This is a genomic window from Salibacterium lacus, assembly GCF_042684865.1.
In the GTDB taxonomy this organism is placed as follows: Bacteria; Bacillota; Bacilli; order Bacillales; family Marinococcaceae; genus Salibacterium; species Salibacterium lacus.
The window spans coordinates 1-23,070 of sequence record NZ_JBHUML010000005.1 but is presented as its reverse complement, the minus strand read 5'-3'; the positions used below and the strand labels follow the sequence as shown (position 1 = coordinate 23,070).

At 48.8% G+C, this 23,070-nt stretch carries 19 protein-coding genes; 6 read left to right on the top strand and 13 right to left on the bottom strand.

The window, feature by feature from the left end; translation table 11 throughout:
• Positions 1 to 33: 33 nt before the first annotated feature.
• Positions 34 to 2,067, bottom strand: a complete 2,034-nt coding sequence (locus ACFSUB_RS13180) for an iron ABC transporter permease (RefSeq protein ID WP_380713737.1) — start codon at positions 2,065 to 2,067, stop codon at positions 34 to 36.
• Between the two features lie 3 nt (positions 2,068 to 2,070).
• Positions 2,071 to 3,105 carry an ABC transporter substrate-binding protein gene (locus tag ACFSUB_RS13175; RefSeq protein ID WP_380713736.1) on the bottom strand — a complete coding sequence of 345 codons (1,035 nt, stop codon included), beginning with the start codon at positions 3,103 to 3,105 and terminating at the stop codon, positions 2,071 to 2,073.
• 229 nt (positions 3,106 to 3,334) lie between these two features.
• Here ACFSUB_RS13175 and ACFSUB_RS13170 point away from each other — a divergent pair, with 229 nt between their 5' ends.
• Together ACFSUB_RS13170 and ACFSUB_RS13165 are read left to right on the top strand one after the other, a co-directional pair.
• A complete protein-coding gene (locus ACFSUB_RS13170; RefSeq protein WP_380713735.1) occupies positions 3,335 to 4,750 on the top strand; it encodes a sodium/glutamate symporter in 1,416 nt (471 codons plus the stop codon).
• Positions 4,751 to 5,014: 264 nt separating this feature from the next.
• Positions 5,015 to 5,221 (top strand): hypothetical protein, encoded by a 207-nt coding sequence (locus tag ACFSUB_RS13165; RefSeq protein ID WP_380713734.1) that lies wholly within the window; start codon positions 5,015 to 5,017, stop codon positions 5,219 to 5,221.
• 23 nt (positions 5,222 to 5,244) lie between these two features.
• Here ACFSUB_RS13165 and ACFSUB_RS13160 read toward each other — a convergent pair whose 3' ends face one another.
• Both ACFSUB_RS13160 and ACFSUB_RS13155 read right to left on the bottom strand, forming a co-directional pair.
• Positions 5,245 to 5,670 (bottom strand): hypothetical protein, encoded by a 426-nt coding sequence (locus ACFSUB_RS13160; RefSeq protein ID WP_380713733.1) that lies wholly within the window; start codon positions 5,668 to 5,670, stop codon positions 5,245 to 5,247.
• 423 nt (positions 5,671 to 6,093) lie between these two features.
• Positions 6,094 to 7,611: an aldehyde dehydrogenase family protein gene (locus ACFSUB_RS13155; RefSeq protein ID WP_380713732.1), complete on the bottom strand. Its 1,518-nt coding sequence runs from the start codon at positions 7,609 to 7,611 to the stop codon at positions 6,094 to 6,096.
• A 148-nt stretch (positions 7,612 to 7,759) separates the two neighbouring features.
• Between ACFSUB_RS13155 and mnmH the strand changes: the two genes are divergently transcribed.
• Positions 7,760 to 8,788 carry a tRNA 2-selenouridine(34) synthase MnmH gene (mnmH, locus tag ACFSUB_RS13150; protein ID WP_380713731.1) on the top strand — a complete coding sequence of 343 codons (1,029 nt, stop codon included), beginning with the start codon at positions 7,760 to 7,762 and terminating at the stop codon, positions 8,786 to 8,788.
• Positions 8,789 to 8,834: 46 nt separating this feature from the next.
• Here the strand turns inward: mnmH and ACFSUB_RS13145 are convergent, their stop codons facing one another.
• The 3 genes from ACFSUB_RS13145 to ACFSUB_RS13135 all read right to left on the bottom strand — a co-directional run bounded on the left by ACFSUB_RS13145 (position 8,835) and on the right by ACFSUB_RS13135 (position 11,701).
• Positions 8,835 to 9,746, bottom strand: coding sequence for a peptidoglycan-binding protein (locus ACFSUB_RS13145; RefSeq protein WP_380713730.1), 912 nt, complete (start codon positions 9,744 to 9,746; stop codon positions 8,835 to 8,837).
• A 273-nt stretch (positions 9,747 to 10,019) separates the two neighbouring features.
• Positions 10,020 to 11,138 (bottom strand): sporulation integral membrane protein YtvI, encoded by a 1,119-nt coding sequence (gene ytvI, locus ACFSUB_RS13140; RefSeq protein ID WP_380713729.1) that lies wholly within the window; start codon positions 11,136 to 11,138, stop codon positions 10,020 to 10,022.
• Between the two features lie 122 nt (positions 11,139 to 11,260).
• Entirely contained in the window at positions 11,261 to 11,701 is a 441-nt protein-coding gene (locus tag ACFSUB_RS13135) for a DUF6884 domain-containing protein (protein WP_380713728.1), read from the bottom strand.
• A gap of 122 nt (positions 11,702 to 11,823) precedes the next feature.
• Here ACFSUB_RS13135 and manA point away from each other — a divergent pair, with 122 nt between their 5' ends.
• Positions 11,824 to 12,783: a mannose-6-phosphate isomerase, class I gene (gene manA / locus ACFSUB_RS13130; RefSeq protein ID WP_380713727.1), complete on the top strand. Its 960-nt coding sequence runs from the start codon at positions 11,824 to 11,826 to the stop codon at positions 12,781 to 12,783.
• A 9-nt stretch (positions 12,784 to 12,792) separates the two neighbouring features.
• Here manA and ACFSUB_RS13125 read toward each other — a convergent pair whose 3' ends face one another.
• The 6 genes from ACFSUB_RS13125 to nikC form a co-directional block, all read right to left on the bottom strand.
• A complete protein-coding gene (locus ACFSUB_RS13125; RefSeq protein ID WP_380713725.1) occupies positions 12,793 to 13,728 on the bottom strand; it encodes a PD-(D/E)XK nuclease family protein in 936 nt (311 codons plus the stop codon).
• 5 nt (positions 13,729 to 13,733) lie between these two features.
• Positions 13,734 to 14,342 carry an EAL and HDOD domain-containing protein gene (locus ACFSUB_RS13120; RefSeq protein WP_380713724.1) on the bottom strand — a complete coding sequence of 203 codons (609 nt, stop codon included), beginning with the start codon at positions 14,340 to 14,342 and terminating at the stop codon, positions 13,734 to 13,736.
• Between the two features lie 102 nt (positions 14,343 to 14,444).
• Positions 14,445 to 15,455, bottom strand: coding sequence for an ABC transporter ATP-binding protein (locus tag ACFSUB_RS13115; protein ID WP_380713723.1), 1,011 nt, complete (start codon positions 15,453 to 15,455; stop codon positions 14,445 to 14,447).
• On the bottom strand, positions 15,427 to 16,461 hold the full coding sequence (locus tag ACFSUB_RS13110) for an ABC transporter ATP-binding protein (RefSeq protein ID WP_380713722.1): 1,035 nt from the start codon (positions 16,459 to 16,461) through the stop codon (positions 15,427 to 15,429). The genes ACFSUB_RS13115 and ACFSUB_RS13110 overlap by 29 nt, the downstream gene beginning before the upstream one ends.
• A gap of 33 nt (positions 16,462 to 16,494) precedes the next feature.
• Positions 16,495 to 17,415, bottom strand: a complete 921-nt coding sequence (locus ACFSUB_RS13105; RefSeq protein ID WP_380713721.1) for an ABC transporter permease — start codon at positions 17,413 to 17,415, stop codon at positions 16,495 to 16,497.
• A gap of 19 nt (positions 17,416 to 17,434) precedes the next feature.
• Positions 17,435 to 18,328, bottom strand: coding sequence for a nickel transporter permease (nikC, locus tag ACFSUB_RS13100; protein WP_380713720.1), 894 nt, complete (start codon positions 18,326 to 18,328; stop codon positions 17,435 to 17,437).
• A 326-nt stretch (positions 18,329 to 18,654) separates the two neighbouring features.
• On the opposite strand from nikC, the gene ACFSUB_RS13095 reads away from it, so the two are divergent.
• Positions 18,655 to 20,295, top strand: a complete 1,641-nt coding sequence (locus ACFSUB_RS13095; protein WP_380713719.1) for a glutathione ABC transporter substrate-binding protein — start codon at positions 18,655 to 18,657, stop codon at positions 20,293 to 20,295.
• A gap of 869 nt (positions 20,296 to 21,164) precedes the next feature.
• Positions 21,165 to 22,685 (top strand): BCCT family transporter, encoded by a 1,521-nt coding sequence (locus ACFSUB_RS13090; RefSeq protein WP_380714251.1) that lies wholly within the window; start codon positions 21,165 to 21,167, stop codon positions 22,683 to 22,685.
• Positions 22,686 to 23,070 lie beyond the last annotated feature (385 nt).

The following is a 23,070-nucleotide window of genomic DNA, read 5'->3' as shown; positions in this document are numbered from 1 at the left end:
GATGAAACCTGCAGCAGTCCAGGTTCCATCCTTTTATTTTTTTGATGTCCGGTTCATCAGCCATAGAAAGAATGGTGCCCCGATGACAGCGGCGACAAGGCCGGACGGAATTTCTTTCGGCGCAAGCAGCATTCGTCCGACCGTATCGGAAATAACAAGCAGCGAAGCGCCGAGAAGCAGCGCCACCGGCAGGATCTTTCGGTAATCCTGGCCGACGAGCAGGCGCGTGAGATGCGGGGCAACAAGACCGATAAAACCAATCGTTCCCACCGCTGCTACCGCCATCGCCGCCGCAAATGTTGCAGTAAGGGCGGTAACCCAGCGCACAGCCCCTGTTCTTATCCCGAGACCGACGGCGGTATGATCGCCGAGAGAGAGAATATTAAGTTTGTTTAGAAGAAAAGCGGAAACCGGAATCAATATAACAATCGGCCAGATGAGAAACTGCTGGAGTTCGCTGTATCCGGTCGCATACGTGCTGCCTGAAAGCCAGGTTAAGGCGGATGCGGCATTCATGTTAAAACGGGTAATCAGTATCTGTGTCACGGCACTTCCTGCAGCAGAGACCGCAATACCTGTCAGCGCAAGAATCGAAGGATCGAAGTCTGTTTTCCATGAGAAAAACAGAACAATCGCGACGGTAAGAAATGCACCGATAATGGCTCCCGCCGGAAACCACGCTGCGGACAGTCCCGAAAACACAAACATAACCATCAGCACACCGACACCGGCACCGGATGTGATCCCGATGACGGACGGGTCGGCAAGAGGATTGCGGAGAATTCCCTGAAACAACAGACCGCTTAATGAAAGCAGTATACCGGCCGCCACAGCTGCGAGAATTCTGCCGAGCCGCAGGTCAAAAATAATATACTGCTGTCCGGCTGCACCGCTTCCCAGCAGGGCGTTCCACGTATCAACAAAAGCAAATCCGTCACCGCCGCCGGCCAGAGCAGCAAAAAAGGAGACCATAAGAAGAACTGCCGCCGCACTGACGATGAACGGATAGGGCAGAGTCAATACATTGCCACCGGAGGAAATACTTTCCTCCGAGCGTGACCCAAAAAGAGTCTTCCTGTGTTTTACAATCAGCCAGACGAGCCACGGCCCGCCGATCAGCGCTGTAATCGATCCAACCGGAAGTTCCGATAGAGAAGGGTCAAGAAACCGTCCCAGAATATCAGCACCGATCAAAAGATTGGCTCCCCACAACATCGAAGCACCAATTAACATACCGTGCAGCTGGAATCCCGCCAGCCGGATAATATGAGGCGCAATGAGTCCGATAAATGCGACAGGGCCTACGACACTGACCGGGAGTGCTGTGAGGGCGACGGCTGTGAAAAACATCAGAACCTGAATCAGCCGGACTTTTTCCCCAAGCGTCCGGGCCTGGTCTTCACCAAGCAGAAGCAGGTCCATTTTTCTTCCGAGCCAAATCATGAGAAGAAACAACACAGCCAGCCACGGAAGGGTGAAGAGTACTCCCTGCCAGTCCTGTTGCACAAGCGTACCATTTCCCCATAAAAACAGGCCGGATGTTTCATATTCAAAGAAAATCTGGAGCACGGAAGTGAAGGAGGAGAACATTAATGTCAGCACCATACCGGCAAGGGCCATCCGCACCGGGGTGGCCGATTTTCCGCCGGACATGACAAACACAAGAACAGCCGCGAAGGCCCCGCCCAGAAAGGCGAGTAGAAATCCAAGATCATCAAGCCAGGCGGCCCCTGACACCGTGCCCAGTATGACGAAAAAATACGCGCCGGAATGCACACCCAGTGTACTAGGTGACGCCAGAGGGTTTTTGGTTAGCGTTTGAAAAATGACGCCGGCTGCCGCAAGCGCCGCACCCGCCAGGATTCCGATCACAATCCTCGGCAGATAAACGGAGCGGACAATCTGATGTTTTAGTTCGTCTCCAGACAGAAACAGCGTCTCCCAGACGGTGCCAAGAAGGAAGCTGCCGGTACTTTGATATAAATGCAGTAAAATAAGAAAAACGAGAAGAACTGCCCCTCCGCCAAACAAAGAGGCCGTCCTGCTCATACTCGTCATTGCGTTCATGTTTTATTCTCCTGTCAGACTCATTACCGCTTCCTCTGCAAGTACTTCAGCAGAAAGTGGTCCGCCGAATGTCCAGGTATCCCCGGGCAGAGCGTAGATACGGTCTTCCTGTACGAAATTAAGATTCTCCCATACGGGATTTTTGTCCAGTTGATTTTCAAACACGTTGTCATCTTCCTGGGTGATGTGCATGAAGTGAGCGTCCTGATATGGTTCAAGATCTTCAACGGTACCCGAGACATAGCCGTATGACTCAAAGTCGGATCCATCGAAAGCATTGTTCAATCCAATCTTATTCAGTATCTGCATCACCATAGAGTTATCCGTGAATAGACGGAGGGTAGCTGTTTCATTGGAACTGAAAGCCTGGGAAAGAAGAATTTCTGTACCGTCCATGTCGGCCTCGGTTAACTCGGTTTCGAGTTCACTGTAGGACTCTTCCAGATCGGACAGCACCTGGTCCGCCTTATCCTGCTTGTCTACAGCTTTCGCAATCTGTTGGAACGTTGTTTCCATTTCTTTATATTGGTTCCCCTGACCTTCTTCCGGATACGGTTGGAACATCAGTGTCGGCGCGATCTCATTCAATTCATCGCTGATGCCTTCATGCCTGGACATCGATGTTATGATGAGGTCCGGTTCCAGCTGGGCAATTTCCTCGAGACTTGGTTCCTGACGGGTTCCGACATCTGTCACGCTCTCCGACAGTGATGGTTCGATATTGACCCAGCTTTTATAACCTTCGATATCTGCCATATCCTCAGGCTGCACGCCAAGAGCAAGCAGATCTTCCGCATAGACCCATTCCAGCACAACGATATTCTGCGGTGTTTCCTCCAGCTGTGTTTCTTCCCCGGTGGCATCGGTCACCGTCATCGTTTCACTGCTGCTGCTTTCTTCTGTACTCTCCGAGGATTCCTCCCCGCCGGAACCGCTGTCATTATTACTGCCGTTGTCTGATCCAACGCCGCATGCGGCCAGCGCCAGCACCATAACAGCAGAGAGAAGTGCTATGTAAAAAGTTTTGCTTCGTTTCATTGAACCTGCCTCCCCTTTATATATTGATAAAGATTCTCAATTTCGTTAAAAATGTTACTATGAAACCTGAAGCAGGTCAATAGCAAGTTCATTCTGCTTCCTCCAAAACATCTTGTGAAAACGGGAAGCATCGTTTCAAACAGTTTGAATACATAGTAAAATAGGGAATCAAATACTATTATGGAATGTAATAATCAATTTCTGAAATGAAGGGAAAGGGAGGAGTTATATGTCCTTTGAAGCGATAGGGATGGCCATTGTCATTATCAGTATCATGCTTGCTTTGGGAAAATGGATCCGGATCCGTATCCCTTTACTGCAGCGCTTGTTCCTTCCGAGTGCTTTAATCGGCGGATTTTTGGCCCTCCTGCTTGGTCCGGGGGTTTTAGGACGTATCACGCAGGGCATGTTCGGACAGGGATTTTTGGAGAACGGACTGTTCACAGCTGACATTTTCGAGGTTTGGGGTGAGATGCCCGGCCTATTAATTAGTGTGGTATTCGCCGGGTTATTTATTGGTTTCCGCATCCCGAATCCTAAAGAAATACTCCGCATCGGCGGCCCTCAAATTGCTTTTGGGTATACGCTGTCCTGGGGTCAGTACGTGGTGGGCATCGGATTGTGTCTGCTTTTTTTAACCCCGGTGTTCGGACTTCCGCCGGCGGCTGGCGCATTGATTGAAATCGGCTTTGTCGGGGGACATGGTACGGCAGGCGGGCTGGAGAACACGTTCACCCAGCTTGGATTCGAAGAAGGATATGACTTGGCGATAGGGCTGGCAACCGTAGGAGTGCTGTCCGGAGTTATCGCTGGTATTATTCTGCTTAACTGGGGAGTAAGAAAGAAAAAATCAAACATACTGAAGGAGCCGGAAGATATTTCGGTGGATGCTCAACTGGGAATTAACGAATTTGATGCGCGGGATCCGGCGGGGAATATGACAACATCTCCGACTTCCATCGATCCGCTGACATTTCATGCAGCGTTGGTTGCCATTGCCATTTTCCTTGGTTATGTCCTGCTTGAGGCTTTCAAATGGTTTGAGTCGGTGACGTGGGGCGCATGGAGTGATGTGTACATTTTTGAATACGTTCCATTGTTCCCCCTTGCCATGCTTGGAGGAATTATCCTTCAGCTCGGTTTTACCAAGTTCGACAAATATGATTTGATTGATCGTGGTTTGATTAACCGCATTCAGGGTCTGTCCCTTGATCTGCTTATTGTGTCGGCACTGGCAAGCCTGAAATTGTCTGTACTTGGCACTTATTTCATTCCGTTTGTTATTCTTGCTGTTTCCGGAATTGCACTTAACGTGCTCGGATTCATATATCTGGCTCCGCGCATGATACCAAACTACTGGTTTGAAAGAGCACTCGGTGATTTCGGCCAGTCCACTGGTGTCGCAGCAACCGGACTTCTCTTGATGCGTGTAGCCGATCCTGATAATAGATCACCGGCTTTTACTGCATTCGGCTACAAACAGATTTTATTTGAGCCGATGGTCGGCGGGGGACTGGTAACAGCCACCGCGCTGCCGTTCATCTACCAGTTTGGAGCTATCCCGGTATTTATTGTGGTGACGGTGCTCATGGTTGCCTTCATGCTGCTCGGCCTGCTGTATTACGGCCGCAAAAAAGAAGACTAACGCAATAAAAAGAAGGCGGTTCCGCCCCCTGGAAAAATCCGGGCGGAACCGCCTTCTTTTCGTTCATCCGCGGATGGCTGGAACAGGGGTTGTCCCCGACATCGAAGGGAATCGGGGAAAACGGTAATGAGCTTGTCCAGAAAAAATAAATACACACAGTCAGGATAAGAGAGCTGTTGTTTGAATAGTATGACAAAAGGAAAGGTATCAAGGAAAGGCACGTGCAGAAATTTTAAATACCGGACAAAAGATAGGAGGGAAAAATTGGTTTCAGATATGTTATGGATTGCAGCAGCCATTCTTATTATCGCCTGTATGTTCTATATGGATAGAAGACATCAGAAAAATAAAACCAAGTTCCATCAAGAGGACTATACCGAAGAACAAAAAGCCGTCGAAAGAGAAGAGGAAAAAGCAAAGTCCCGGCGGAACGGGCCGCCGGGAGCCGGTGGTATGGGAGGCGGTATGTAGAAGTTTCATCTTCGGGCTGCTGTTTATGGAAGCAGCAGCCGGAAATAAATGAGAATGAACAAATAGAAAAGCAGCAAAAGGATGGAAAAAATCATAATCGCCCACATATAGGGAAGCTTCACGTACCGGGACTGTTTTCTGATCGTAACCGCTGATAAACTGAACGATAAAAACAAAGCACCGAGCAGAAAATAAACAACCCACTCGGCAGCCTGCTCCCACGGCAGAAAATAAATGAACGGCATCAAGGCCAGAAGGGCACAGATGAGGCCAAAGGCATACAGTGAAAACCGGAAGAGGTAATGGTCCAGTTTAGATTCTTTCAACTGGCGTCTGCGCTCCATCCGGCTTAGAGCTTCCATCGGATCTGCCGTGGATCCGGTGAGCTGTTTCCATTTTTGTTTAAATGATTGGGGACGAAGGTGCTTAATCATAGATTTCAGGCGCATGTCGTCTCTCTCCTGTTTATGTCACTTTGAGCAGTGTATCATACATAACAATAAAACAGAATCCGACCGAAATCCTGCATGTGAAACGGGGCTGTATCAAAATGATGGCAGGGTACTGAGGCGCCCCGGTCCCGGCGTCCCGCTTGTAAACCTGCTTGTTTGGCATGTAAATGGTCCGGTTCGGCTTGTAACACGTACAAGTTGGCCGGTAACGCATCATCCGGACAGTATTGCCCGGCATTTGGCATGTAAATGAGGGCATTCGGATCGTAAACGTATCCATTCGGCTGGTACGCATCTTTTTTTTGCCTTTCTCTGCGATTCCCCGCCGGCACGAATGCAGGAAACCTGCAAAAAATCCGAACGAGGGGATGTCTCGTTCGGATCATCAGCTGCTTTGTATTCTTTTGTCCGACGTTGTTTTTAAAATTTATTTAAACTCATATAGGACTGGATAAACGATTTCCAGTTGCGGCGCCGGCCCCAGAAGTTTGATATCATATCCAGGAACAGGTCGTATTTGCCGGCATTTGGATACCAGATAATCTCATTGTCTTCCGTTCCTTTATCAGCCAGCACCGATGTTTCGATGCAGAAACTGCGGATGCCGTCGCGGCCGTGGTATTTTCCGATTCCGCTGTTTTTTACACCGCCGTAGGGAAGATGGAAGTTCGCTACGCTGACCAGTACTTCGTTAATATTCATGTTCCCCGTTCTCATCCTGCCGGTAAACCGTTCCGCGCGGCCGATATCACTTGTGAACACGCTGCCGCCGAGTCCGTATTCAGTATCGTTGGCAAGGGTCACCGCTTCTTCTTCTGTTTCAAAAGCCATAATCGGCATGACAGGGCCGAACGTTTCTACGCTCCAAAGCGCCATGGAAGGTTTGATATTGGTAAGGATAACCGGCTCAATGAAAAGGCTGCTGTCATCCCAGTCCCCCGGCGCTCTTCCGGTTTCAAGAATGGCTCCCTGGTCGAGTGCGTCCTGCACCTGCTCTTTCACATGTTCGTACTGCCGGCGGGTGGTCATCGATCCGATGTCGGCGTCCTCGTCTTTGCCCTGCCGCAGTTTGGCAGCTTCCTGCTTTACTTCCGTCAGAAAAGAATCGTAGACACCGGCCTGCACAAAAACGCGTTCCGTGGAGAGGCAGACCTGTCCGCTGTTATGAAACGATCCCCACACGGCAGCTTTTGCGGCGCGCTGCAGGTTGGCATCTTCAAATACAGTCATCGCGTCTTTACCGCCAAGTTCGAGAATAGTCGGAATCAGCTTCTGTGCTGCTTTTTCCTGAATTTTTCGTCCTGTAGAAACGGATCCGGTAAAATGAATGAAATCTGGATCTTCGCTTGTTAACGCTTCTCCCAGATCCGCATCGCCCATGACGACCTGCATCACATGTTCAGGAAATAAAGAAGATAGACGGCGGAGCAGTTCACCGACCATCGGTGTATCCTCCGAAGGTTTCAGGATGACAGTGTTTCCGGCAGCGAGGGCTTCGGCGACCGGAGAAACAGCCAGCTGAAATGGAAAATTCCATGGCGAGACAATCAATACAGTACCGCGTGGTTTACGGTTGATATAGGAGGCTTTCCCCGCGAAATGGATCGGGGTTTTCACTTTTTCATTCGACATCACGGACGGTGCCTCTTTTTCCACGTGCTTCAGGGCATCGGCGGCCCCCATTACTTCCGTTGTTAACGCGTCTGTTTTTGTCTTGCCGGTGGAGGCTGCGATAATGTCTGCGATTTCTTCCTGGAGATCCACCAGCACGTGACGGAACCGTTTGAGGTAGGATAACCGCTGTACGGTGGACAAAGCCCCCCATGAATGCTGGGCTTCCCGGCTGTTTTCAAAAATTTGACCGGCTTCGGTAACCGGTGTTTCTTCGAATGAACCCAGTACGGCACCATCAGCCGGTGCCTGTGCTTTTAATACCATGTAAATGCTCCCCTTTCTAGAGTCGTAACCATAATCTATGACTCTCTGTTCCTTTCCAGGCAGGATATTAAACCTTTGTGTTTCAAGCGCCGCTCTTGTATACAGCGCCGGAGAAGCATAAACTTGTCTTATAAGGAGTGAACCATCGATGTTTGAAAAAACACAATTTATTGACGTGCGCTCGCCGTCGGAATTTGAAGAATATGCGCTACCGGGCGCCGTCAATATTCCATTATTCACAGATGACGAACGGGCACACGTCGGTACCACATATAAACAAGTCGGAAAAGAACAGGCTGTGAAAGAAGGTCTGAAGATGGCCGGGCCGAAGCTTCATAACCATTATGAAAAAATGAAAGAGGTGGAAGCCGCCGCAGAGGGAAAAGAGATTGTTGTGTACTGCTGGAGGGGCGGCATGAGAAGCCGCTCTTTTGTCTCCACGATGCAGATGCTCGGTGTGTCCTGCACACAGCTGCAGGGCGGGATACGATCGTGGCGGAAAAAGGTGATGGCTGCACTGGAAGAAGAAAAACAGAGCAGTCGTCGTTACATCGTTGTCACCGGTGGCACAGGAACGGCCAAAACAGTTATGCTGCATCAGCTTCAAAAGGAAGGATGGCCGGTCATCGATCTTGAGGGGCTGGCAAACCACCGCGGATCTGCGTTTGGTAATATCGGTCTGAAACAAAAAAGCCAGAAACAGTTTGAATTTGATTTGTGGAAACGGCTTGAAGAACTGCGTGACAGTCCTTATGTCGTCATGGAAGGAGAAAGCAGACGGATCGGTAACATTAACCTTCCGGATTTCTTAATGGAGGGCAAAGCGGCAGGCACGCGTCTGAATGTACAGCTCCCAATGACAGAACGGGTGCAGGTCATTAAGGAAACGTACGATCCGGATTCTCATCACGACGAAATTGTACGCGCGGTAAAGAGAATCGAAAAGAACATGCCGGAGGACATACGTGGAAAGCTCCATGAAGCACTGGAACAACATCGGTATGAAGACGTGGTGGAGAATCTCCTGACCCACTACTATGATCCGCGCTACAAAAAAGCGTTCGAACAGTATGAACAGGAAGCTGTTATCATCAACGAACCATCCACCGCGCAGAACCTTGAGAAAGTAAGAGGTTATCTGCAGAAGGAAACCATTAAGCAGCAGTCAGTCATATAAAAGGAGCAGCCCGTTAGGTTGGGCTGCTCCTTTTGTTTCGTTGTGTTTAGTTGAGGATAGTTACTTCGAGATTTCTGCGTCCAAAATCGTAGGCTGCACTTTTGTTTGGCATATGAACGTCGATTTTGTTTCCGTGGATGGAACCGCCGGTATCGGCTGCAGTGTAAGTGCCGTAGCCTTCAATGTGAACTTTGGAGCCGAGTGGAATGACGTTTGGATCAACAGCGATGACGTTGGCACCCGGGTTCGCGTTTAAGTCAACCCCCGTGGCAGTCACGCCGGAGCAGCCGGCGCAGTCAGCTGTGTAAGCTGTCGCGCTCACCTGGATGGTTCTTCCTTCCTGCTCGGAACTGCTCGATTCCGCTGCAACATCTTCGTTATGACTCTCTGATGTTTCAGCTTCTTCCTGTTCTGCCCGGCGTTGTTCTGCCTGCTCTGCTTCTGTTACTTCAGCATGGACAGCGCCGAATGTCTGAGGGCCGGCAAGACCGTCAACCAGGATATTTTGTGACCTCTGGAAGTCAATGACGGCATCGTTAAGCTCTGCGGAGAATACACCGTCTGCTCCGCCTTCATAGTGTCCCAGCGTTGAAAGGTTTTCCTGAAGGTACTGAACAGCTTCTCCTTCATCGCCCTGCGATAGAATTTCAAGGGAACCTACTGTAACAGGACCGGCAATGCCGTCTTCATTCAAGTTGTATTTATTTTGATAATCTTTGATAGCAGAAGCGGTTGTTTCATCGTATGTCCCGTTTACGTCGCTGCTTTGGAGAAGACCTCTGTCTTCGAGGAGAGTCTGGAGTTCTTCGACTTCACTGCCTGATGCACCTCTTGTTAAATCTGTGTCCACGGTATCTTGTGCACCGGCTGCGGCAGGCGCCGCCCCCAAAGCAATGCCGGCTGCCAAAGCCGGTATACCAATTAGTTTCCATGTATGGTGTAGTGGTTTTATATTCAAAATATAAACCTCCTTTTCTGTTGATACATCCTTTGTTTGCGTTTCAACGATTCATATCGTATCAAGCAAAACAATGGGAAATCAATGGAAAACAGGGGTTTTAATCAAATTGAAACAGGAATGTAAACAGGGGAAATCTCCCTATAATCTAAGGGGATTGTTTTAACGAATATGAAATGAATAAAGAGGGAGCATGACGCTTGAAAAACGGGTCATATTGTCCGTCCCGAGGGGAGAGGGACGGACTGTTTTATCTGCCGCTGCTAAGGAAAATCAGTCTTTAAACCCATATACAATAAACTGTTTCATGTCCCGGAACACACCGATATCGATGAGGATAACAATGAAAACAAGCAGGACGGGGCCGAGAAGCAGCCCCATAGCACCGAAGAGCTGCAGACCGGCAAACATCGAAACAAGAACAGCAATCGGGTTCAGGTTCATACTGGAAGAGAGTACTTTCGGCTCTATTGTCTGCCGGACAATCATGGTGATGCCGTATAATACGGCAAGACCGACACTGAGCCCGATATTTCCCGTAAGAAGCAGATAGAGCGACCACGGCAGAAGAATGGTTCCCGTGCCGAGATACGGGAGAAATTCAGCGATACCCACGATAACGGAAAGGAGAATCTTTCCGTTTACCTGCAGCAGAGAGAGACCGATAAATACAATAATCCCGGTGACCAGCATCAGAATAAGCTGCGCGCGGATATAGCCAAATACTCTGGAGCGGAAGGCATAATAAAACGCATGAAGCCGGGACAATACAGAGTCCGGGATATAATCAGCCGCGCCATGGGTGAATTTTTCCCAATCTTTTCCGAAGAAATAAATCGCAATCAGAATAAATAGAAACGCAACCAAAAAGGTAGGAACGTTCAACACAATCTGAGTCAGACCATCAGCCAGGCGTTGGGCATACTCGCCGACTGTGGTCCCGAGCTGGGAACCGATTTCTGATATTCCGCCTGTGAACGGCAGCCCCTGTCCGCTGCTCAGTGTGTCTGCGGCACCTCGGATCTGCTGCCACATCGGCAGAACCGTATCATTAAAAAACTGCTGAATATTGCTGAAGGTCTGCTCTGTCCAGTTCGGCACTTTGTCGGCAAAACGCTGGATGCCGTCAATGACGAGAAACGTCAGGCCGGTAATGATGCCGCCGACGACACTAAGACCGAAAATCAGGCCGGACAACGCTGCAATCCCACGGGGAAAGCGAGCTTTATGGTGAAGAAAGGAAGACAGTGGTTTGAGCATCCACGTAAAGAAGGCTGCAAGCCAGAATGGATAGGTTAATTTGAATAATACAGTAATCAGCCAAAGGAAAGCGGCGACTGCGGCAATAGTTAAAAGACTTCTAACGATAATCCAGGCGGTTTCTTTTTTCACGCGTATCCTCCTAGCAGGTAGAAACATCTGTTATATCTATTTTACTTATTCCAGGGCGCTTTTGCCAGAGTCATACAGGATAAAAAAGAAGGAGCCTGCAGAACACTTCTTCATCGATTGGTTCAGGAGAGAAGGTCGAGACGCTGCAGCATTTCGCCGATCCCCCGGCACCCCTGGAGCGGTTTCTGCCATCTATACTGTTCAGGCTGCGCAAGAACCCGCTTCAGCACTGTCTCATGTTTTTTTCCTGCCAGAAGAACCAGAGTGTCGGCGGCATACAGGTTTTTCTCCTGCCACTGCTGCGTGAGTGTCTCATCAGCAATAATCTCGTCTTTAGGAAAATGAAATCCGGTGTCATAGTTTTCGGGTACGATATCATACGGAAGAAGAAAGCCGTGCCGGGCCGAAAGAATCGTCCAGTCACAGCCGTTTGCTTCGGCATACGTTCTGCATTTACGGTGAAGCGTCCCCTGATAGGCGTCTTTGGCATAGACAGCCCCGGCTTCAGGGTCGAGATCCCATATCTTCTTTTTCCCGCATGGAATAATACAAAGCGGTGCCATCGCGGCAGCCTCCTTTATGGTTTCAGAGATAGGGTGTGTCCAGGTTCTTATTCATCATGAAAAACGTTATGTCCTGTATGATACAATACGAGAGAAAAGATAGAAAACAGGAGGACTGACAGATGTATCATGAACCAATATTCCTGGAGCCGGTGTTAAAAGAAAGAATCTGGGGAGGCACCAAACTGAAAGAGACCTTCGGCTACTCTCTGCCATCTGATCAGACAGGGGAGTGCTGGGGCATATCCGCTCATCCCAACGGCGACTGCACGATAAAAAATGGTCCGCTGCGCGGGCAGACGCTTCGTACAGCCTGGAAGGAGCACGGCGGGTTGTTCGGAGAGGAAGAAGGGGAGGAATTCCCGCTGCTTGTCAAACTGCTCGATGCTGCCGATGATTTATCAGTGCAGGTTCACCCCGATGACCAAAAGGCGAAGCTGCTTGAGAAAGAGGAGGCGTTTGGGAAAACGGAGTGCTGGTACGTCGTTCAGGCGGATCCGGGGGCTTCCCTGATTCTTGGGCATCACGCGCAGACAAAAGAAGAGCTGGAGAAGAAAATGAACGAGGGGAAGTGGACAGAGCTTCTCCGCACAGTGCCGGTACAGGCGGGGGATTTCTTCTATGTACCAAGCGGAACCATTCATGCCATTGGAGGAGGAGCTCTGATTCTGGAAACCCAGCAGAGTTCGGATACAACATACCGGGTGTATGATTACGACCGCACAGGAGCAGACGGAGAAAAGCGGGAACTGCACCTCGACAAGTCACTGGAAGCCGCTTCGGTTCCGCATATTGATCCCAATTCCTCCCGTGAGGTTCTGCAGCAGGATGACCACGGTACAATCGAGCAGCTCGTCCGCTCTCCTTTTTTCCAGGTATACCGCATTCACTGCAGAACACGTCTGGTTCCGGGTCTTGATGCCCCCTACGTCCTGGCGAGTGTCCTGCAGGGAGAAGGTACGGTCGAAACAGAAGACACGACTGTTTCAGTGGAAAAAGGGGCCCACTTCATTATTCCTGCCACGACCGGTCCTTGGGAAATAAACGGAGACGTCGAGCTGATTGTAAGCACCCGGCGCTGAAAAAATGTTTTATGAGAAACAAAGTTCGTAAAAATTACAGACCCGGCAGGCCCTCTCATCTGTCGTCTGCGGAAACTGTTCGAGTGGCAGAGGCTGGTTCTCCACAGGACTCTCCAGATACTCTGTCATTCGTTCTACACTGCTTCCGATCAGTTCCTGCACCTTTTCAAGCGTCACATGATCCAGCTGATGTTCCACCGCTTCACCTTCGAGCAGATACTCATTTCGTATAATAATATCCTCCAGATTCTCCACTTCATAGTTTTCAAGCAGATACAAAGCATAAAGCGCCAGCTGATAGGGATCTTCTTCCGACTTTTTTCCGGTTTTCCAGTCGGCGATAATCCATTTGTTCCGTTCTGTATCTTTGTAGAGAAGATCCAGCACGACAAACACTTTCAGACGTCCGACATATAGAATGCGAAACTTTTCAGATTCCAGAAATTCAATATTTTCATTATAGGCAAGTTCCTGCATCGTCCGGCTTTGCAGAAAATGATGGGCCGTGGTCTGCATGCGTCCTTTTATTTTTTCCACTTTTGCTTCGGGAAGCTGGTTGGATCCGCCGTAATAGATTTCGTGAAACATCGTCGTTTTTTTCGGCTTCTGCTTCCACTGTTCCATCCGGCGCGTGGAATCAATAAACCCTTCATTCAGCGACGTCCGGATCCGCCCGCGCAGTTCTTCTTCGGGTGGAATCCAGCCGGTATTCAGATAATTGTCCATTACGTTTTCTATCATATCGTGGACGATGGAGCCAAAGAACATCTCAAGGTTGGTCAGGTTCTTCAGGCGGTAGGCCTGTCTGCTGAGCGGTTCCGCATTCTTCAACCAGCCGTTGTGGGAGGTGTAGTATTGATGAGCATACTGTCTGGCGCAGTGCATCAATGTTTTGTGGCGGGACAAAGACCATGAGAATTCGGGGTAAGCTTTGATTTCAAACATGACAGTCACCTTCTTTCTTTATAGGCCGGACATTCCATAAGCTGCGGACAGCCGAAATAGTATCCCTGAAACAGCGAACATCCGATGGATTCGGCTTCTTTGAATTCAGCAGCCGACTCCAGCTTTTCAGCAAGAAGAATAAAATCGTAATGGCGCTGGACCTCGAGGATCCGCTCCATATTAGCGGCGCTGCTGTGCTGCCAGTCGACTTTAATGATATCGGCGAATGACAGGAATACTTCGTTGGTGCTGTCCAGCACAAAGTCATCAAGGGCAATTTGATAGCCGCTGTGTTTCAGCTCGTTGAGAATGCGGACCATTTCATCTGATCCTTTTATATTTTCGAGAATTTCCACGGTGATTTTAGAAGCGGGAAGTGTATGAGGGAGCCGCTCGAGAAGGGAATTTTCCGTGAAATTGATAAAAGCGGTGTGCCGGCCGGTAACAGTATCCGGCTCGATGCAGGAAAGACTTTTCAAAGCAACATCCGAGGTAGCCGTATCCGGATCTTCCTTAAAAAAATCATGTTCGGCAGAAGCCCGGTATAACAGCTCATATCCATAAATTTCTTCATCTGCGGTAACAATGGGTTGTCTTGCTACAAAACCAGTCATAATGTCCTCCGGTTCATTCGAGACATAAAGCCTTTTCTCTCTCATTATATCAAAAAAAACGATTGTCCGAAGGAGAAAATCCAGCGAACAATCGTTTTTGTTTTAATATGCTGCCTTGTGTCTGCCGGCTTCGATATCTTCGATGTAGTGGCAGGCTGCTTCATGGGTGCCGGTCATTGTTTCTGTTTTTCTCAGTTCCGGCGTTTCGTCCCGGCACTTTTCGGTTGCAAACGGACAACGCGTATGGAAGCGGCAGCCAGGCGGCGGATCGATCGGCGAAGGAACGTCTCCTTTCAGCACGATTCGTTCCTGCTTATGCGAAGGATCAGGAACGGGAATGGCAGAGAGAAGGGATTTTGTATAAGGGTGTTTCGGGTTATCAAAAATTTCTTCTTTCTCCCCGATCTCCACGACTCTGCCCAGGTACATGACAGCGACACGGTCCGAAATGTGCCGAACCACGCCCAGGTCGTGGGCAATGAAAAGGTACGTCAGATTATACTGCTGCTGGAGATTTTTCAAAAGGTTCAGGACCTGCGCCTGAATCGACACGTCGAGAGCCGAGACAGACTCATCACAGATGATGAATTTTGGGTCTACAGCCAGTGCACGCGCAATTCCGACACGCTGGCGCTGGCCGCCGCTGAATTCGTGCGGAAACCGGTCGAGCTGGTGGGAACCAAGACCGACCGTGTCGAGCAGTTCCATCATTTTGTTGACCCGGTCTGCTTTTGGCACCACGTCCTGGATGGCCATTGCTTCTTCAAGCACCTGACGCACTGTCTGGCGCGGGTTAATAGAGGCATACGGATCCTGAAAGATGATCTGCATATCTTTTCGTTTTTTTCGCATATCTTTTTTATTTAAATCAAGCAGGTTTTCCCCGTTAAATTGAATATCGCCTTCCGTTGGTTCATCCAGGCGGAGTACTGCCCGTCCGGTTGTCGATTTACCGCACCCGGATTCACCGACAATACTGAGCGTTTCCCCTTCGTTCACATAAAAGCTGACATCGTCCACCGCTTTGACATGGTTGACGGTGCGCCCGAACACGCCGCCTTTAATGGGAAAATACTGTTTTAGATTACTGACTTCGAGCAGTTTTGTAGTCATCTTTCACATTCACCTCCGGATCTCCGTCCCATTTTTCACTGTAAACCCAGCACCGCACCTGATTGCCATCTTCGGTTTCCATTAGACCGGGCAGTTCATTCATACAGATATCCGAAGCAAATGGACAACGGGGAGCGAAGCGGCACCCTTCCGGCATTTCGCCCGGTTTTGGTACGTTTCCTTCAATCACGTTCAGTTCTTCCTGATCCATGTCATGTCTTGGCAGGGACTGCATCAGTCCGACGGTGTACGGATGCTTTGGGTTGTTAAATAACGTATGGACATCGGCGTACTCCACAATCTGGCCGGCATACATCACAGCCACGTAATCACATGTTTCCGCTACAACACCAAGGTCGTGCGTGATGAGAATCACGGACATGCCAAGTTCCTTCCGCAGCCCGTTCATGAGTTCAAGAATCTGGGCCTGAATCGTTACGTCAAGCGCTGTCGTCGGTTCATCGGCGATGAGCAGTTCCGGATTACAGGCAAGGGCGATGGCGATCATAACGCGCTGCCGCATTCCGCCGGACAATTCGTGCGGGTACTGTTTCACCCGGTCATTGGGGGAGGGAATCCCGACAAGCTCGAGCATTTCTACAGATTTCGACAAGGCGTGCTTTTTGGAAAGCCCCTGGTGGATCTGAATCACTTCAGAAATCTGCTGTCCGATGGTATAAACCGGATTCAGGGACGTCATCGGCTCCTGAAATATCATCGAAATCTTATTCCCGCGTATCTTCTGCATCTGTTTTTCCGTTTTCTGCAGCAGATCTTCTCCGTTAAAGTTAATGGAACCGCCTTTAATCCGCCCCGGGTTCCGTATCAAACGCATCACAGACATGGACGTGATACTTTTTCCTGAGCCGGATTCTCCGACAATACCGACCGTTTTACCTTTTGGAATATCGAGAGAGACCCCGTCGACGGCTTTCACTTCCCCGCCGTCCACAAAAAAGGACGTCTGAAGGTCTTGTATCTGCAGGACATCGGCGTCATTGGACATAACTCATTCCGCCTTTCTTCTATCATTCATTTATCAGTTCAGATCAATCCGTTTATTCAGAAAACGGTAGGACAGGTCGACAATCAGGTTTACAAGGATGAAAACAAGCGCTATGACAAGAACCGACCCCTGCACGGCGGGAAAGTCTCTGGCTCTGATGGATTCTACAACAAAACGGCCGAGACCGTTAATGGAAAACACCGTTTCCGTCAGTACGGCGCCTGTAAGCAGGGTGCCGAATTCAAGGCCGATAACTGTAACAACAGGTATCATCGCATTTTTAAGCGCGTGTTTGTAAATAACGAAACGTTCCTTTACCCCTTTGGCACGGGCCGTACGGATGTAGTCCTGACCGATGACTTCAAGCATGCTCGAACGCGTCATTCTGGCGATAATGGCAGCCCCGGCCGTTCCAAGTGCAATAACAGGAAGAACGATCTGCTCCGGAGTGCCCCACCCCGACACAGGAAGGATCTCCAGGTTAATGGAGAAGAACTGCATCAGCATCAGGCCGAGCCAGAAGTTCGGCATCGAAAGACCAAAAAGAGCAATGATCATTACAACAACATCTGTGATGGTGTAATGGCGGACCGCGGAAATAATACCTGCAATCAGCCCGATAAAGGCACTCAGAATCATGCTGTAAAACGCAAGCTCCATGGTCACCCAGAAACGGCTGAACACCTCTTCGGAAACAGGCTGACCGCTTCGGATAGAAGTGCCAAGATCCCCCTGCAGCGCATTCAGAATGAAGTTAAGGTACTGCATCGGAAGGGGTTCATTCAGTCCGAGGCGTTCCCGGATCTGTTCAATCGTCTGCGGACTGGCAGCTTCTCCGGCAATCACCTGGGCCGGGTCGCCCGGCACGAGATGCATCATTAAAAAAACCAGTATGGAAACCCCGAATAAAACGGGTATCGTCTGAAGAATTCTTCGAATTGTAAAAACCAGCAAACAGGTTCTCTCCTCTCGTCTAAGATTTCATTTTCGGGTCAAGAGCATCGCGCAGACCGTCACCGAATATGTTAAAAGCAAGTACGACAACAACAATCGCTAGTCCCGGGAACAAAGCGACATGACCGGCATCAAAAATATAGTTGCGCCCGTCGCTGAGCATCGCTCCCCATTCAGGAGTCGGAGGCTGGGCACCGAGACCGAGAAAAGACAGTCCTGCCGCTGTCAGAATTGCTGTCGCAATCCGGAGCGTGGCCTGTACGATAATAGGAGAGAAAACATTGGGAAGAATGTGACGGAAAATGATGCGGAAATCACCGGATCCAAGAGCCCGGACAGCATCGATGTATTCCAGTTCCTTTACTGCCAGTGTTGATCCCCGTACAATTCTTGCAAAAGCCGGAACGGAAAACACCGCAACCGCAAGTATCACATTATTCAGATTTGGACCGAGAATTGTGACAACTCCAAGTGCAAGAAGGATACCCGGAAACGCAAGAAGCACGTCCATGAGACGCATGAGAATAGTGTCAATCTTCCCGCCGTAATAGCCGGATACAATTCCGATAACTACGCCGAAGATGGCTGCGATAAAAACAGAGAAGAATCCAATATACAATGTAATGGACATGCCATGGATAATTCGGCTGAAAATATCCCTCCCGAGATGATCTGTACCGAACCAGTGCTCGGCGGAAGGTCCCTGTAGTTTATTAACCAGATTTTGTTCTCCGGCACCGTAAGGAACAAGAAAAGGGCCGATAAAGGCAGTCAGAATAAATAGTAAAATAAGAAAGCCCCCGACCATGGCGGCTTTATTTTTTTTCAGCCTTTTGAAAATGTTTTTGGCATTTTCAATATGTGGGTTGGATGGTTTGTTCATGGATTCCTGGACGGTAGATTCTGCCAACATGTATACTCCTTTCTCACATAAAATTCAAAAAAGATAGACTATAGTGAATCTATCAACATATTACAAAAATGAATTATATCATGATTGTATTATATTACAATGATAAATATATTATAATAATATAATAGTCGAGAACCGGTGCGTTGTAAATGAATCACAATTGAATAAGGGATTTTCAAAAACAAATACGGTTCTAATCCCCTTTAAAGCGGAAAAGAGTTGTAGAAAAATTGACACAAATATTTTGAAAAGTTCTTGAATATTCATTATACTTAAGTTATATTAGTAATTGTTTTTAAAGGAAAAAATACAAAGGGGTTGTAGCAATGAAATTATCGCTGAATATTTTCAGAACATTCTTTCTCGCGGTGCTTTTCAGTCTAGTATTGACTGCCTGCGCCAGCGAACCGGATGAAGGCGGGGGAGATTCAGGGAATACTGAAGACTCCGGAAGCAGCGAAGAAGGCGGGGAAACCGCTGAGTCCGGCGGTTCATCAAGCGATGATCTGGTTATTGCAAGGTTGTCGGATGCTAAGGGACTGGATCCGCAGGGTTCCAATGACGTTCCGTCCAGTAACGTGCAGACAAACATATTTGAAACACTTGTAACCCAGGATGAAAATATGGAAATCCAGCCGAATCTGGCAACAGAATGGGAACAGACAAGTGGTACAAGCTGGGAATTTACACTACGTGAAGGAGTAACATTCCATGACGGCACCGAATTCAACGCAGAAGCGGTAAAGGCAACATTTGACCGGATCCGCGATGAAGAGATCGCTTCTCCGCGTGCTTTTCTATATGAAATGGTGACCGAAGTGAATGTCATCGATGACTATACGGTGGAATTTGTGACGGAGTATCCGTTCTCTCCTCTTCCATCCCACCTTGCCCACAATGGCGGCGGCATTATCAGTCCGCAGGCGATTGAAGAAGATTACGCCATGATGGAAGAGGGCGAAGAGCCGGGAACCTATCTTGATGAGAATCCGATTGGAACCGGGATGTTTAAGCTTCAGGAATGGGACACCGGTAATGAACTCGTACTGGAAAAGAATGAAGACTACTGGGGAGAAGCAGCGGGCATTGACACGGTAACGTTCCAGGTAACACCGGAAGACCTGACAAGGGTAGGGGAACTTGAAACCGGAGCGGCGGACATTATTTTCCCTGTCAGCCCGAGTGACACGTCCCGGGTGGAAAACATGCAGAATGCAAGCATGTACACCCAGGAAAGCCTGAGTCTCGAATACATCAGCTTTAATACGGAGAAAGAACCATTTGATGACAAGCGTGTCCGTCAGGCCATTTCCATGGCAGTCAATAAAGAGGATATTGTTCAGGGAATCCTGAACGGCGCTGCAACGGAAGCTGTCGCACCAATCGGTGAGCAGATCTTTGGTTTCAGTGATGATGTCGAAGGACTGCCGTACGATCCGGAGAAGGCGAAGGAACTGCTTGCTGAAGCAGGTTATGAAGACGGCTTTTCGACTACCCTCTGGACCAATGACGACCGGGAGCGCCAGGACATTGCCGAAGTTGTACAGCAGCAGCTTCAGGAAATCGGCGTAGAGGTTGAAATCGAAGTACTGGAATGGGGAGCGTATCTTGACAGCACCGCACAGGGCGAGCATGATATGTTCATTCTCGGCTGGAGTACCGTTACAGGTGACGCCGACTACGGCCTCTATCCGCTTTTCCACTCTGACAATAAAGGGGAAGCCGGAAACCGTGCCTTCTATGAAAACGAAGAAGTCGACACGCTTCTTGAACAAGCACGCCGGGAAGGTGATCAGGAAGAACGCAAGGCATTGTATGAAGATGTGATGGAGATTCTTGTGGAAGATGCACCAATGATTTATTCCCACCACGATGACTACCTTGCCGGGGTCAACGATAACGTGGAAGGATTCTGGATGCACCCGAATGGACTTTACCAGCTGCAGGACGTCAGCATTTCAGAATAAATCAAGCAGTGGAAAGGAGCTGTACCTTTTAGGGTGCAGCTCCTTTTTTCGATGAAAAGATAGTAACCATTGGTAGTAGCGGAAGCTGGCAATTGGACCGGTGCTGTACTTGTATTTTTTAGTGAAAGCGCCTGCCTGCAGAGTATCGTAAATAAGTAAGCGGCACCCTTTCGGCTGTTGTTCCCACGGCCATGGACACTATCATCAAAAAATAGAAGCATAGTATCCACGGAGCCGCTGAGGACTGAAGGAACGGCGGGCCCGTCGAGCGGTTACTGCGCCTCTGCTCGGCAGCAAGAGCTTCCGCCTGCATTGCAGGAGCAATATTTCCATTTCGAAACCTTTGAACAGGTGAAAAATCACATAATAAAGAAATAAAGAGTATTTTTAAGAATAAAAGAGAAAATAGGAGATGACGAACGCTTTCATTTCTAATGTTTTCGTTTTCATGGTTGACATTGCTTTTTGAGGTTTTCCAATGAATGATCGATAATGAAGACAGTAATCAACAAGAAAGTGGTGAAGTACCATGAAAAACATTCTAAAAAGCATCGGTAACAGTATCCTGGACGCAAGTGAACTGCAGAAGGAATCCCAGAAGCGCTTTCCACTCACAAACGTCCGGTAAATAGATTCCAGTAAATAGATACAGGGGCTTTCCATTATGGGAAGCTCCTTTTTTTTGCTGCTTTTGGCAGTAACGAACCATGTATAAAATCTTTCTCTCAAGCCGAAGAGCCCTTTACATTTACATCGGGTGCAGCACCGTGTTATATTTTCGCCTTGTGTGCAAACACTAAACAGCAAAGTCCTGTACGTTCTTATAACGGAGGCAAGGACGGTTCAGGTTAAAAAAGGAGAGAAAACTTATTCCGGAATCACAGCAGAACAAGTCAGGCACTGATTGGACCGTCCTGGGCATCAGCGGCGGTCTATTACTGTTATTTGTCCTGGTATCATTTATTCATCTTGAAAGCATTACAACATTTGTTAACACAACGTTTGGGTGGTCTGTCACCTATTTCGGGGCCTTCTGGCAGGTGCTGATGCTTGCCACCTTTGCCGTCGCCATATGGCTTGCCGTTTCCCGGTACAGTCGTATTAAGCTCGGGAAGATGGAAAAACCGGAGATCTCGACATTTAAATGGATCTCCATGATTATGGCAACGCTTCTTGCAGGAGGTGGTGTGTTCTGGGCAGCAGCTGAGCCGATGTACCATTATATGGACGCTCCTCCGCTGTTTCAGCAAAAAGATATGGCAGGACAGGCGGCACCGGCTCTTGCACAGAGTTTCATGCACTGGGGATTCCTTGCATGGGCCATTCTTGGTACATTAAGCGCCGTTGTTTTGATATACGGGCATTATCACAGAGGAATGCCATTAAAACCGAGAACGCTGCTTTATCCCATTTTCGGTGAGAAAATCAGCCGCAGTTTCTTCGGGAAATTAATTGATGCGTTTTCGATTATTTCTGTGGCAGCCGGTACCATCGGGCCGATCGGCTTTCTGGGGCTGCAGGCAAGCTACGGCCTGGAAGCTGTCTTTGGTATACCGGATGTATTTGGCACTCAGCTCGCCATTATTGCAGGCGTCGTTATCATTTCAACCATTTCGGCTGTCACAGGTTTATATAAAGGAATTCAATGGTTAAGTAATTTCAATGTGCGCCTTGCGCTTCTTCTCATTGCTGTCCTTCTGGTTATAGGCCCTACCAGCTTTATTGTGAATCAATATCTTGTTTCGATGGGCACATACGCCAGTGAATTTCTGAATATGGGGCTGTACCGCGGTAATAATGACTGGTTAGGCTCCTGGACCGTTTTCTTCTGGGGATGGTTCATCGGATACGGGCCGATGATGGCTATGCTGGTCACACGGATTTCGCGCGGACGCACCATCCGGGAATTAATGATTGCCGTCGGCGTGATTGCGCCGCTTGTGACCACGTTCTGGTTTACGGTCGTTGGAGGATCGGGTGTCTTTTTTGAACAACAGAATGCCGGTTCCGTATCGAACGCTCTTATGGATACCGGTATGCATGCAGCCATGATTGCCATCACCGAGCAGTTTCCATTATCTATGATTATTACCCCGCTGTTTCTGCTGCTGACGATTGTGTTTGTGGTCACGACGACAGATTCCATGGCATTTACAATAGCGATGGGTGTCACAGGCGATGAAAACCCGGACAGCCGTATCCGGGTCTTCTGGGCTGTTTTGATGGGCTGTATCGCAGCGATTCTGCTGTATATCGGTGAAGGAAGCGTCAATGCTCTGCAGAATTTCATCGTCGTTACGGCGGTACCTGTTTCCATCCTGCTTCTTCCGATGGTATGGCTTGCCCCGCGTGTGGCGCGCAAGCTTGCTAAAGAACAGAATATCAAGTAAAGCGTTCCACCTAAAAAACGCTCCCGGTTATCATAAAAGATAATCGGGAGCATTTTTGGTTCTGCCGGGCCGTTGGTGTCCATTATCATCGGAGAAAAAAGATTTAGTGTTCACCGGATCTTCGTCCATGGACACTAAGGCATGTAAATGGAGACATAGTGGATGCTGATCTATATCCATGACCACTAAACGTGTGTGAAAGCGTATTAGTGTCTTCGGACACAACGTCCATGGATACTAATAACGAATGTTACTCACGTATTGTCCACAACCCCCTGTTCTTCGGAAATTACGCCGGATTCAAATCCGAATCTAAAAAGAGTCTGGGACAAAAGTAAAATAGGCGGAGGAAAACACGAATGTCCTGCGGCGTTGTTCAGCAGTC